Origin of the sequence: Christiangramia crocea (assembly GCF_022410465.1) — a bacterium.
In the GTDB taxonomy this organism is placed as follows: domain Bacteria; phylum Bacteroidota; class Bacteroidia; order Flavobacteriales; family Flavobacteriaceae; genus Christiangramia; species Christiangramia crocea.
In genome coordinates this window covers 30,909-43,196 of sequence record NZ_JAJSON010000020.1, presented here as the reverse complement: position 1 = coordinate 43,196, position 12,288 = coordinate 30,909, and the positions used below count along the sequence as shown (strand labels likewise).

Sequence of the window (12,288 nt, the reverse complement as noted above, 5' to 3'; positions counted from 1 at the left end):
TTACAATTAATAGGATTCTTTGTCCTGTTATTTATTATTCTGGCAGTATTATTATAAATACTAAAATTTAAATGGTTTAGTTAATATCAAAAAACCCTCATTTATAAATGAGGGTTTTTATATGCTTTTAATTTAAGACGTCTGTTTAAAGTATTTCAGCAACTTTTTTATTGACCCATTCCAGGAAGATCTCGTCTTCATGAGAAAAAGGGTCTTCTGTATGACTGTCAATATCTATTTGCCCTATATTCTCCCCATTTACAAAAAGAGGAATAACGATCTCGGCTTTAACATGAATGCTGCACGCAATATAATTGTTCTGTGCCTTTACATCTGGCACCACAAATTTCTTATTGGAAACCGCAACCTGACCACAAATACCCTTTCCAAATGGAATGATTTCATGTTCTGTAGGCTCACCGGCATAAGATCTTAACTTTAATTCTTCTTTATCACCATTCCTGAAATAAAACCCCACCCAGTCATAATAAGGAATGCCCGTTTGTAATAATTCACACACCTCTGAAAGTTTGTCGTCTACCGACTTTTCTTTGTTCTGAAGGATGTCTTCTATCTGGGGTCTAAGTTTCTGAAATGGCATATTAACAATGTTTAGTGCAAAAGTATTCAATTTATAGTGTAAAGTAAGCCTTTGATTTCTATAAATTTGTTAAAAACCATACTGTAATTTGCTCAGTTTATTCCGTAAATACCGCCTCGTTCTGCGATTTATTTTCATCTTTCTGGGTAGCTATTTTCTATTTTCAAGTTTGTATAACGGCTATCTTATCCTGTATGATACGGAGCAGCCCGTACCCGATCCGTTAACGCGGCTGGTAGCGAGGCAAAGTGGAACTCTCATGGAAAGTCTGGGATATAATGTGGAGGTTGTGATGCATTACACCGGCCTGTCCATGAAATTAATGGTAGAGGATATCTTTCTTGCGGGTATTGTTGAAGGCTGTAATTCAGCGAGTATCATAATTCTCTTTGTTTCCTTTGTACTGGCTTTTTTCGGGCGGCCACTTGCCACCTTTATGTATATTTTTGCCGGTTCGGTGATTATCTATGTGGCGAATATTTTAAGGATAGTGATCCTTGCCGTTGGTATTTATGAATATCCCCAGTATTCGGGGTTTATGCATTCGGTGTTTTTTCCGCTTGCCATCTATGGAACGGTTTTTATTCTCTGGCTAATCTGGGTTAGAATTTATTCGGTATGGAAAAAAGGATAAAAAGAAGATACCGGATAATTGAAATAGGAATCCTGATCCTATTGCTGGCCGCTATAAGATTTTTTGAGGAGGATATTTTTTATGATCCTTTGATAATGTTCTTCAAATCAGATTACCTGCTAGGGATTATTCCACCTATGGATATGGCGAAATTAATGATCAATCTCAGCTTGAGATATGCGCTGAATTCAATCATTTCTCTGGCTATAATTTATTTCTGTTTCAGAGATATGGGCATTCTCAAGTTTTCAGTGATCCTATATGGGGTTTTATATGTGGTCGCCACTTCGGTATTTATTTTTCTTGTATTAAATATTGAACACGAACATTACCTGGCCTTGTTTTATGTGAGAAGGTTTCTGATTCATCCATTATTCCTTCTCATTCTTTTACCGGCCTTTTATTATTATAGATTAAGGAATTATAAATAAAACAGCTTTAAACATCCAGCTTTTTTTTGTTCTTCTCCAGCCACTGCCTAAAATTGAGTAGCTCAGGATTAAGTTTTCGCGTGGCATTCACATCTCTAATGGTACAGAAATACTCTTCCTGTTCCACCTTGAATTGAAACATATTCCCAAGATCATCGGCTCCGGGAAAATCAAAATTCCTGTAGACTTCTGGTTCAACGGCATTATATTTCACTTTTTTGCCATAAACCTCCGTGAAGATATCGGCCATTTCCTTACCTGTAAGATGTTCTCCTGCAATTGCAACAATTTTATTTTTATAGGTATCTCCTGCTTTAAAAATTGCATAAACACATTTCCCAATATCCTCAGCTGCTATTCCTGGAAGTTCTTTGTTATCCATAGGTAAAGTGATTGCTAACTCTCCATCCTCTCCTTTTTTCGGCCCCATCCCGAAATTTATAAAGTTATCCCAGAAAAATGAAGTAAATAATAATGTATATGGAACCTTACTGGCAGTGAAATATTCATCGGCCTCACCTTTAGCATCAAAATGTGGAACCTTGTATTTTTCCATCAAAGTGGGCATGCGGTCATCGTCTAACGGAATCCATTTTCTGGTGTCTTCCAGTGTAGACCAGATCACATGCTTCAGGCCTACTTCTTTACCAGCTTCAGCCATGTTTTTGGCCTGTTCCAGTTCTTTTTCAGGAGAGAAATGTTCCCAAAAGTTGGTCATACAAAAAGCACCATAAGCCCCTTTGAACGCCTTAATAACGCTTTCTTTGTTGTCAATATCTGCTTCAACTAATTCAGCTCCCAGTTCTTTTAGTTCTTTAGCCTTGTCTGACGATGGATTTCGTGTAATTGCCCTGGCTTTGAATCCACCATCCGGGTCATTTAAAATTGCACGAACTAATCCACCTCCCTGAGATCCGGTAGCACCTACGACAGCAATAATTTTTTCATTTTCCATGGTTGATATGTTCTTTTAAGTTTTTGATATACATAAAGTTACATATAATCAATTTAATTTCAAGTATCAATTTTTTTGTTAGGCTGAAGATTGATTAGGAATTTTGATGGAGAATTGGCTTTTAACCGGGATAAATCAGTTTAAAACTTCATTGTATTCTTAATACTTAGTAACCCGGATCTGTTTTACAATATCCATCCAAAGGTCTTTAACTTCAGGATTGCTGAATCCTGCTTTTTTTAAGTTATCGAGTGTTTCGCGGTTTATGTTCGCTCCCCAGATATTCAGGGGAATAAAATTTAACCAGTCCATCAATTTCCCGAGGAACTTCTTATGACTTCTCATATGTTCCAGCATTAAGAGTTGGCCACCTGGTTTAAGAACCCTTCTGATTTCCTTTAATCCTTTCACAGGATCAGGAACCGAGCAAAATACACAGCTGGTAACAACAGTGTCAAAGCTATTGTCCGGAAATTCCAGGTGCTGAACATCCATTTCCATAAATTTTACAGGAATTGGACTTTCTGCAAATTTTTTCTCCGCTTTTTTCAGCATTTTTGGGCTAAAATCGATCGCTGTAAGTTGAACCCCTTTAGGGTAGTAAGGGATACTTCTGCCTGTTCCTATTCCTGCTTCCAGTGTTTTCCCTTTAGCCTTTCTGAGGATCGGTTGCATCCACTTTTCAAATCTGCTACCTGCCATTACGCCTTCGAGCCAGTCATAACAGGATGCTATTCGATCGTACCTCTTCTTTATTTTTTCAGTGGAAGACATCTCATTTTTTTATTCCGCGGAATTTTAGATTATAAGGAAGTTCATCATTTTCCAACATAAAAATATATTCAAAAGAATGGTCCATTCCTCCAAACTGCCCGAAATGTTCATCAGATTCAGAATGTTCCCGCCGCAGATGGTACATCCATTCAGATTCATTCATCATCCTTCCCTGCGACATATGTTGGCCAGACAAGGCATGACCATACATGTTTTCAAAATCTTGTCCCGTAGCGCATACCATATATTGTTCGTTATGGTGATAATAGTTCAACCTAATAATAGTATCAAATTCTTCGCTGTAACAATGAATCTCTAATAAATGGTCTCCTACTACTTTAACATCGGCCACGGCCGGTTGAATGGTTTGTATCTCGCTGTTAACGGGAGTAAGTGTTCCCACGTAACTTCCTTGTAACAGTGCCTCTGCGCCAAACTCCTTTTTATCACAAGAAATGAATAACATGAAGGTAAGAAGAAATAGTAGGGCGATCTTTTGGATTTGCATAGGTAGTTGTTTTTATGATTATTTCTCAGGTTTTACTTATTCTGGGATACCTTATAAATGTATCGGCAGTATATACCACGGCTTTAGTCCCGGTTGTAATAATTACATCCATACAACCAGGGGGGAGAGGATCTTCAGAAAGTCCTTTGGCAAGTACGGATTTTTTAACTTTTTGATTTAAGTGTTCTTTTGGCCTCTTCGTATTCCTTTTTAGATATTTCGCCTTTCGCGTATCGGTTCTTTAGGATCTCCAGAGGCTTTTCCTTTTTCCTTTTTCCTGGGGGAATTCCGTAAGGTAGAATGAAGACCCAGATTAGAATTACTATCCAGAATATCCACCAGAAAAAATGCATACCCCAGAAGTGCCCATCAGTGTAATGCATAATTTTTATTTTAAAAGTTAAAATTGAAAGAACTCCATTGGGTTCTTATTTTATCAAAGTTAGTAAGCTGAAATTCGGGGAAATATGAGGGATGTCATTTTCAGTAAGATCCTTTAAATCTTTCTGGGTATAAAATTGAAAGATAATTCCCAAATGTTGAAATAAGAGTTCGTATATCCTGTGTAATTTTGGTTTAAATTTTTGAGATTTTCTTGCCTAAAACGCTGATATTGAAAAAAAATGTATTTTTGTAGTCGATGAAAAACGCTTTGAGACATATTGGTTCTCTTTTGATGGCTGTAATAGTCCTGTTTTCAACTTTCTCTTTTACAGTTGATAAGCATTTCTGTGGAGACTATCTTGTAGATAAAGCGGTTTTTTCCAAAGCAGAAACCTGCGGTGTACAAATGCCTGCTGATTCAGAAAATCATTGCTGTACTAACGAAAAAGTTTCTGTAGAAGGTCAGGATGAATTAAAGATATCATTTGATTCTTTTGATCTTCATCAACAGGTTTTCATAACCACATTAACTTATACTTATTTTGAACTGTTTGAAAGCCTGCCTAAACAGATCATTCCTTACGAAGATTATTCTCCTCCCATACTGGTCCGGGACATTCAGCTGGTAGACCAGGTCTTCCTCATTTGATATTAAACATAAATTGGATTTACCCCATAAACCGAAAGGGTTTTTAGGGAAATCATTGGTTTTTGATCATTCTAATTTTAATGTTTAATCATCTTTATATATGCTGAACAAAAGCATCAAATTTTTAATAGAAAATAAACTTGTTGCGGTAATATTACTTACCGTGATCATTGGCTGGGGAGTCACTACTGCTCCTTTTAATTGGGACATTGGTTTTGCTCCCAGTGATCCGGTGGCCGTGGATGCCATTCCCGATCTGGGTGAAAACCAGCAGATCGTCTTTACGAAGTGGGCGGGAAGATCTCCCCAGGATATCGAGGATCAGATAACTTATCCGTTAACAACTTCCCTGCTTGGGGTACCTGGGGTGAAAACTATCAGGAGTTCTTCTATGTTCGGTTTTTCAAGTATCTATGTGATCTTCGAAGAGGATGTTGAGTTCTACTGGAGCAGAAGCCGAATCCTTGAAAAGCTGAATTCACTACCCGCCGGGTTATTGCCTGAAGGGGTAAATCCTTCTTTGGGACCGGATGCAACCGGCCTTGGACAGATTTTCTGGTATACCCTGGAAGGCCGGGATAAAGATGGGAATGTGACTGGCGGATGGGATCTTCAGGAACTTAGGAGTATTCAGGATTATTACGTGAAATATGCTCTTTCCGGAGCCAGCGGAGTTTCTGAAGTAGCTTCTATTGGAGGCTACGTTCAGGAATATCAGATTGATGTGAAACCTGAACTTATGCGGCAGTATGATATCTCTTTAGGTGAGATCGTAAAAGCCGTTAAGGAAAGTAACCGTGAAATAGGCGCTCAAACCTTAGAGATCAACAGGGCCGAGTATCTGGTAAGAGGTCTTGGCTATGTGAAATCTGTGGAGGATATTGAAAATGCAGTAGTGGCTTCTGAAGATTATACCTCACTAAGAGTGAAAGACCTGGCGAATGTGTCTCTTGGGCCGGCAGAACGACGTGGTATTCTGGATAAGGAGGGTGCTGAAGTTGTTGGTGGAGTAGTGGTGGCCCGTTATGGCGCCAATCCTATGGAAGTGATCAATAATGTAAAAGACAAGATCAATGAAATAAGCGGTGGTCTGCCTTCAAAGGAATTGAAAGATGGCAGAACTTCTCAGGTGACCATTGTTCCTTTCTATGACAGGACAGAGTTGATTGAAGAAACGCTGGGAACACTTAATGAAGCCCTTATTCTTGAGATTCTTATCACCATCCTGGTGATCGTTGTTATGGTTTTCAACCTTAGGGCTTCACTTCTTATCTCTGGATTACTACCAGTAGCCGTACTCATGGTATTCATTTCCATGAAATTCTTTGGTGTTCCTGCCAATATTGTAGCTCTTTCGGGTATAGCAATCGCGATAGGAACTATGGTGGACCTTGGAGTTATTCTCACTGAGAATATCATAAGACATAACAATGAACGGACTGAAAAATTATCCATCAATCAGATAGTATATAATGCAACTTCTGAGGTTTCAGGAGCCATTCTTACTGCAGTTCTTACAACGATTATCAGTTTTCTGCCGGTATTTACAATGGTAGGAGCTGAAGGAAAACTATTCCGGCCGCTGGCCTTTACCAAGACCATGGCACTTGTATCGGCCGTACTTGTGGCTTTATTCCTTATCCCGCCTTTTGCCGCATTTATTTTCCAAAGGGATAAGGTCAAAGACAAATTGGTTCCGTTTATATATGGTTTCCTGATTTTACTCGGAATCTTTGGTTTGTTCTTTAGTATTCTGCTTGGTCTGGCCCTTATCGCCTTCGGAATTGGAGGAATACTGGAGAGCAGAGGTCGTATAGATAAAACCTTCACCAACAAAATCAATGTGATTATCTCGGCTCTGGTGATTGTCTTTCTGCTTGCGCAGTACTGGCGACCACTGGGACTGGATAAGAATATTTTCTGGAACCTGTTATTTGTTGGATTTATAAGTTTTGGCCTTCTGGCCTTCTTCTGGCTTTTCAGAAAATACTATGTACAGATACTGAAGTGGGCCCTGGGGAACAAATTACTTTTCCTTTCAATACCTTTAGTTATTGTGATCATGGGGGGTGTGATTATGCAGAATACAGGAAAGGAATTTATGCCTTCCCTGAATGAAGGTTCCTTTCTTTTAATGCCAACATCGCTACCTCATTCAGGTGTTGAAGAGAATAAGAGGGTATTGCAGCAGCTCGATATGGCGGTAGCTAATATTCCTGAAATTGAAACCGTGGTGGGAAAATCGGGACGTACTGAATCGGCCCTGGATCCCGCACCTCTCTCCATGTATGAGAATGTAATTCAGTATAAATCTGAATATATGGAGAATGAGAGGGGAAAACAGCAGCGGTACAGGGTGAATGAAGACAATTTCTTTGTGTTGAAGAACGGGAAACTTGCTGCTAACCCCAACCTGGAAGTTGATAATGAAGCAAATTATGCCGACTCCCTGGTTAAAAATCCTTTATTACTTAAAAGACAGGATCTGATCCCCGATGAGGATGGAGAATATTTCAGAAACTGGCGACCTGATATAAAATCGCCCGATGATATCTGGAATGAGATCGTGAAAGCAACAAAATTGCCCGGGGTGACTTCGGCGCCTAAACTTCAGCCAATCGAGACCCGTTTGGTGATGCTCCAGACCGGGATGCGTGCGCCTATGGGAATTAAAGTCAAAGGTCAGGATCTGAAACAGATAGAAGCTTTCGGGATGAAACTGGAAGATATTCTGAAAGAGGCTGAAGGTGTTAAGGATGAAGCTGTATTTGCGGACAGGATCGTAGGTAAGCCATACCTGCTTGTGGATATAAAAAGAGAAAGACTCGCCCGATATGGAATTAGTATAAATGATGTGCAACAGGTACTTGAAGTTGCTGTAGGAGGAATGAGTCTTAGTCAGACGGTTGAAGGCCGAGAGCGCTATGGTATAAGAGTGAGGTATCCGCGTGAGCTCCGTAATACTCCACAGGATCTTAAGAACATTTACATTCCTGTTGAAAAAGGAAATCCTGTACCCCTTGAAGAATTGGTGGATATTAGATATGAACAGGGGCCACAGGTCATTAAAAGTGAAGATACCTTTCTCGTGGGCTATGTGCTGTTTGATAAACAGGATGGCTATGCCGAAGTGGAGGTGGTTGAAAACGCCCAAAAACTTATTCAGGATAAAATCGACAGCGGAGAGCTGGAAATGCCTGGTGGGATCAGCTATAAATTCACCGGTACTTATGAGAACCAGATCAGAGCTGAAAAGACATTATCTTTTGTAGTGCCGCTTTCGCTGCTCATCATTTTTCTGATCCTTTATTTCCAGTTTAAGTCGGTTTCTACTTCTTTGATGGTATTTGCCGGAATAGCCGTTGCTTTTGGTGGCGGTTTTATGATGATGTGGGCTTACGGACAGGACTGGTTCCTGAATTTCAATTTCTTTGGAGAAAATCTAAGAGATCTCTTTCAGATGAAAAATATCAACCTGAGTGTGGCGGTATGGGTAGGTTTTATAGCCTTATTCGGAATTGCTACCGATGATGGAGTAGTAATGGCCACCTATTTAACCCAGACCTTCGACAGGAATGATCCGGAGGATAGAGCAGAGATCAGGGCTTCGGTCGTGGAAGCTGGTGAAAAAAGGATTCGTCCATGTTTGATGACCACGGCAACGACTATTCTGGCATTATTGCCCGTACTTACTTCTACCGGAAGAGGAAGTGATATTATGATACCTATGGCTATCCCTAGTTTCGGGGGAATGCTTATAGCTCTTATTACTCTGTTCGTGGTGCCGGTGTTGTTCAGCTGGAGAAAAGAGGCTAAGGCAAAGAGGAAGTTGAACAGTAAAAATTTGAAAGCATATGAAAAATAATATAAATCTTCGTTTGGGGCTTATCCTGCTCACAATATTTGGATTCCTCTCGACGGCGAATTCCCAGCAGCTGCAAAGTTATATACTGGAGGCGGAGGCTAATAATCCTGAGATTAAGGCTTATGAATCCCGGTTTAAGTTGGCTAGAGAAAAGGTGGAGGAAGTTAATTCCCTGCCCGATACCGAATTGAGTGCAGGTATCTTTGTGAGTGAGCCTGAAACCAGAACCGGTCCGCAAACCGCGAGATTTTCCGTAAGGCAGATGCTGCCCTGGTTTGGAACTATTGATGCTAGAGAGAAAGCCGCGGGAGCCATGGTGGAGGTAGAAGATATAGAAGCCGATATTGCGAGGAGAAAGGTCGCCCTTGCTGTGAGTCAGAACTATTACCAGCTTTATGCCCTTCAGGAAAAACAGGAAGTCCTTCAGGAGAATATCGATCTGCTGGAACTCTATCATCAGCTGGCTCTTAATTCAGTAGAAGCAGGAAATGCTTCAGCTATTGAGGTGCTTAGGCTGAAAATGAGGCAAAACGAATTAAAAGAACAGCAAGAGATCCTTGGTTTTAAATACAACTCGAAGAAAGTTGAATTCAATAAGGTCCTTAACCGTGAAGTTACCCTGCAGGTAGCCTTGCCGGATACTTTGGCTATAGATGCGGCAGATACGATAGCGTTTTCGGGAAATATTGAAGTGAACCCTGAGATACTAAAATTCGACGGTCTTTCTGAAAGCATACTGCAGGCCGAAGCTTTAAATCAAAAAGAAGCGCTTCCTAAACTGGGACTTGGTCTTGATTATGTGAATGTGGCCAAAAGAACCGATATGGAAATGTCAGATAACGGCAAGGATATTCTTATGCCAATGGTTTCTGTGTCGATCCCGATCTTCAGTAATAAATACCGTTCGGTAACCCGGCAGAATGAAATAAGACAACAGGAAGTTGCTCAAAAAAGGGAAGATAAGCTCAATCAGCTACAAAGTCGTCTTGAAGCAGCTATGAACGCCCGGTCCTCCGCAATAGTAAGCTGGAAGGTTCAGTTGGATAACCTTGAGCAGGCGAGAAATGCAGAGGAAATTCTTATTAAGACCTATGAAACCGGGAGGCTGGATTTTGATGATGTACTTGATATACAAGAACTTCAGTTAAAGATCCAGATGAACCTTATTGATGCTGTTGTTGATTATTATCAGGAAACGGCTATGATAGAATATTTTTTAGGTACAGATAAATAAATTTAAAAATGAAAAAATATATAACCTATATAATTGTGATGCTCGCAGGATTGTTGCTGGGGTATCTGATCTTTAATAGCAATTCAGAAGAAAGTTCACAAGTTTCCGAAACTCATGAGCATTCCGAGGAGGAAGTACAAATGTGGACCTGTTCCATGCATCCGCAGATCATGCAACCCGAACCCGGGGACTGTCCAATTTGTGGGATGGAACTTATTCCAGCTGAAGCCGGTGCAGAAGGTTTGACTGCCGATGAATTCAAAATGACCGAAAATGCCATGAGCCTGGCCAATATTCAGACTACGGTTGTGGGAAATGCAGATGCAACCCCGGGCAAGATCAGTCTTTCAGGAAAAATAAAAGAGAATGAAGAGGCCAATGCGGTACAATCCAGCCATGTGGGTGGTAGGATAGAAAAGCTGTATGTGACCTACACCGGAGAAAAGGTGAACAGGGGGCAGGTGCTAGCCACCATCTATTCCCCAGATCTGGTTGCGGCGCAACAGGAACTGCTTACAGCCGCGAGGCTCAAGGAATCACAGCCCGCTCTTTATAAGGCGGTGAGGAATAAGCTGAAATACTGGAAACTAAACGATGCCCAGATCGATAAGATTGAGGCTTCGGGAGAGGTTAGGGAAAACCTTCCGGTTTATGCTACGGTTTCCGGAACGGTTACTGAAAAACTGGTTCAGGAAGGTGATTATGTTAAACAGGGTCAGCCACTTTATAAGATAGCTAACCTTAACACGGTGTGGGCCATTTTTGATGCCTATGAGTCCCAGATATCGAATCTGAATGTAGGGCAGGAAATGAAAATTACGGCTAACGCATACCCCGATAAGGAATTCAGCGGAAAAATTTCCTTTATCGATCCATTGCTGGATGAAAGTTCCAGAACGGTAAAGGTAAGGGTAGAGCTTAAAAATACAGATGATATGCTTAAACCGGGCATGTTCGTACAGGCTGAACTAGAAAGACCTGAAGGTGTTCAGGAAGGATCTATACTGATCCCCAGATCAGCAGTGTTATGGACCGGTACCCGATCACTGGTGTATGTAAAGTCCAGTCCTGATGAGCCGGTCTTCCAGATGAAGGAAGTGAAACTGGGAGATGCACTTGATAATAGTTATGAAGTGCTGGAAGGTCTGAGTGATGGAGATGAGGTGGTGACTAACGGAACTTTTACCGTAGATGCTGCGGCCCAGCTTCAGGGAAAAAGATCGATGATGAACAATCCTGAAAGCCAGCAGAAGCAGGCTATGAATATGAAAATGGATCTTCCGGAAGATTTTCAGAAGAAATTTGTGAAAACACTGGGCAAATACTTTGAACTTAAGGATGCCCTTGTGAATTCTAATCCTACTCAGGCCATGAATGCTGCTAAGGCTTCTTTAAAAACTATGCCTGAAGCTGATCTTGAAGGGATGGCAGCCGCTCATTTTAAAAAAGTGAAAGAAATGCTGGAGGCGATCTCTAATAATGAGAATCTGGAAAACCAAAGAGCACATTTTGTGATCCTGTCAGAAAATATGATCGCCCTTACCGCGAATATTGACAGCCTGGGAAAAGAAATCTATATACAGCATTGCCCCATGGCTGATTCCAATAAGGGAGCCGACTGGCTAAGCCTTTCTTCAGAAGTGAGAAACCCATACTATGGAGAAGCTATGCTCACTTGTGGAGAAGTTTCAAAAACCCTTAAATAACCAATAATTATGAGAAAATTGAGATTTAGTTTTTTGCTTGGAGCAGTACTGCTGGGATTTACTTCCTGTGCTGATGATAAGAGCACTACAAAGAAGGAAGCCTCCCATGAGATCACCTCCAGTGAAAGTGCAGATCTAAAAGCAGAAGAGGAAAATGTAAGAGGAGTGATCAGGGCTTACAAATCTGCTCTGGAGAACCTTACAACCGAGGGAACTTTTAAGCTCTTTGCAGATTCTTCAAAGGTATACGAATCGGGAGGGGTTGAAGGCACTTATAAGGATTACATCGATCACCATTTAGGTCCTGAACTGGGACATTTTGAAAGTTTCAAATTTTCAGATTACAGCCTGGACGTGGAAGTAGACCTTCCATATGCCTTTACTACAGAAACCTACGTCTATACCATAGTACTGAACCAGGAAAATTCAGAAAGCCGTACGATCCGGAAAAAAGGCGTTGCGACTTCGGTGTTGAAAAAAATAGAGGGAGAATGGAAAATTATTAAAACCCATTCTTCTTCGAGAGATTACAAACCAGAACAATAAA

At 40.7% G+C, this 12,288-nt stretch carries 12 protein-coding genes; 7 read left to right on the top strand and 5 right to left on the bottom strand.

Going from position 1 to position 12,288, the window contains the following annotated elements; genetic code table 11:
- Positions 1 to 145 precede the first annotated feature (145 nt).
- Positions 146 to 601: a GAF domain-containing protein gene (locus tag LU635_RS09305; RefSeq protein ID WP_240098456.1), complete on the bottom strand. Its 456-nt coding sequence runs from the start codon at positions 599 to 601 to the stop codon at positions 146 to 148.
- Between the two features lie 88 nt (positions 602 to 689).
- Here LU635_RS09305 and xrtF point away from each other — a divergent pair, with 88 nt between their 5' ends.
- Complete coding sequence (gene xrtF, locus LU635_RS09300) at positions 690 to 1,235, top strand: exosortase family protein XrtF (protein WP_240098454.1); 546 nt, start codon at positions 690 to 692, stop codon at positions 1,233 to 1,235.
- On the top strand, positions 1,232 to 1,666 hold the full coding sequence (locus LU635_RS09295) for an exosortase F system-associated membrane protein (protein ID WP_423738489.1): 435 nt from the start codon (positions 1,232 to 1,234) through the stop codon (positions 1,664 to 1,666). Before xrtF ends, LU635_RS09295 begins: the two co-directional genes overlap by 4 nt.
- Before the next feature lie 7 nt (positions 1,667 to 1,673).
- Here LU635_RS09295 and LU635_RS09290 read toward each other — a convergent pair whose 3' ends face one another.
- From LU635_RS09290 to LU635_RS09275, 4 genes are all read right to left on the bottom strand, one after another.
- The gene (locus LU635_RS09290; RefSeq protein WP_240098450.1) at positions 1,674 to 2,621 is read right to left on the bottom strand and encodes an NmrA/HSCARG family protein; all 948 of its coding nucleotides are present in this window, start codon (positions 2,619 to 2,621) and stop codon (positions 1,674 to 1,676) included.
- A gap of 159 nt (positions 2,622 to 2,780) precedes the next feature.
- A complete protein-coding gene (locus LU635_RS09285; protein WP_240098448.1) occupies positions 2,781 to 3,395 on the bottom strand; it encodes a class I SAM-dependent methyltransferase in 615 nt (204 codons plus the stop codon).
- A gap of 1 nt (position 3,396) precedes the next feature.
- Positions 3,397 to 3,903, bottom strand: coding sequence for a hypothetical protein (locus LU635_RS09280; protein WP_240098446.1), 507 nt, complete (start codon positions 3,901 to 3,903; stop codon positions 3,397 to 3,399).
- A gap of 164 nt (positions 3,904 to 4,067) precedes the next feature.
- The gene (locus LU635_RS09275) at positions 4,068 to 4,286 is read right to left on the bottom strand and encodes an SHOCT domain-containing protein (protein WP_240098444.1); all 219 of its coding nucleotides are present in this window, start codon (positions 4,284 to 4,286) and stop codon (positions 4,068 to 4,070) included.
- A gap of 257 nt (positions 4,287 to 4,543) precedes the next feature.
- Here LU635_RS09275 and LU635_RS09270 point away from each other — a divergent pair, with 257 nt between their 5' ends.
- From LU635_RS09270 to LU635_RS09250, 5 genes are all read left to right on the top strand, one after another.
- The gene (locus LU635_RS09270) at positions 4,544 to 4,936 is read left to right on the top strand and encodes an HYC_CC_PP family protein (RefSeq protein ID WP_240098442.1); all 393 of its coding nucleotides are present in this window, start codon (positions 4,544 to 4,546) and stop codon (positions 4,934 to 4,936) included.
- Positions 4,937 to 5,036: 100 nt separating this feature from the next.
- On the top strand, positions 5,037 to 8,801 hold the full coding sequence (locus tag LU635_RS09265) for an efflux RND transporter permease subunit (protein ID WP_240098440.1): 3,765 nt from the start codon (positions 5,037 to 5,039) through the stop codon (positions 8,799 to 8,801).
- Positions 8,791 to 10,035: a TolC family protein gene (locus tag LU635_RS09260; protein WP_240098438.1), complete on the top strand. Its 1,245-nt coding sequence runs from the start codon at positions 8,791 to 8,793 to the stop codon at positions 10,033 to 10,035. The genes LU635_RS09265 and LU635_RS09260 overlap by 11 nt, the downstream gene beginning before the upstream one ends.
- Positions 10,036 to 10,043: 8 nt before the next feature.
- Positions 10,044 to 11,741, top strand: coding sequence for an efflux RND transporter periplasmic adaptor subunit (locus LU635_RS09255; protein WP_240098436.1), 1,698 nt, complete (start codon positions 10,044 to 10,046; stop codon positions 11,739 to 11,741).
- A 9-nt stretch (positions 11,742 to 11,750) separates the two neighbouring features.
- Positions 11,751 to 12,287: a nuclear transport factor 2 family protein gene (locus LU635_RS09250; RefSeq protein WP_240098434.1), complete on the top strand. Its 537-nt coding sequence runs from the start codon at positions 11,751 to 11,753 to the stop codon at positions 12,285 to 12,287.
- The last annotated feature ends 1 nt before the right edge of the window (position 12,288 follow it).

What these genes read in the sequence shown, in the direction of transcription:
- LU635_RS09290 (WP_240098450.1), bottom strand. Translation starts at nt 2,621, where the DNA reads ATGGAAAATGAAAAAATTATTGCTGTCGTAGGTGCTACCGGATCTCAG.
- LU635_RS09280 (WP_240098446.1), bottom strand. Translation starts at nt 3,903, where the DNA reads ATGCAAATCCAAAAGATCGCCCTACTATTTCTTCTTACCTTCATGTTA.
- LU635_RS09285 (WP_240098448.1), bottom strand. Translation starts at nt 3,395, where the DNA reads ATGTCTTCCACTGAAAAAATAAAGAAGAGGTACGATCGAATAGCATCC.
- LU635_RS09275 (WP_240098444.1), bottom strand. Translation starts at nt 4,286, where the DNA reads ATGCATTACACTGATGGGCACTTCTGGGGTATGCATTTTTTCTGGTGG.
- LU635_RS09250 (WP_240098434.1), top strand. Translation starts at nt 11,751, where the DNA reads ATGAGAAAATTGAGATTTAGTTTTTTGCTTGGAGCAGTACTGCTGGGA.
- LU635_RS09255 (WP_240098436.1), top strand. Translation starts at nt 10,044, where the DNA reads ATGAAAAAATATATAACCTATATAATTGTGATGCTCGCAGGATTGTTG.
- LU635_RS09270 (WP_240098442.1), top strand. Translation starts at nt 4,544, where the DNA reads ATGAAAAACGCTTTGAGACATATTGGTTCTCTTTTGATGGCTGTAATA.
- LU635_RS09305 (WP_240098456.1), bottom strand. Translation starts at nt 601, where the DNA reads ATGCCATTTCAGAAACTTAGACCCCAGATAGAAGACATCCTTCAGAAC.
- LU635_RS09265 (WP_240098440.1), top strand. Translation starts at nt 5,037, where the DNA reads ATGCTGAACAAAAGCATCAAATTTTTAATAGAAAATAAACTTGTTGCG.
- LU635_RS09260 (WP_240098438.1), top strand. Translation starts at nt 8,791, where the DNA reads ATGAAAAATAATATAAATCTTCGTTTGGGGCTTATCCTGCTCACAATA.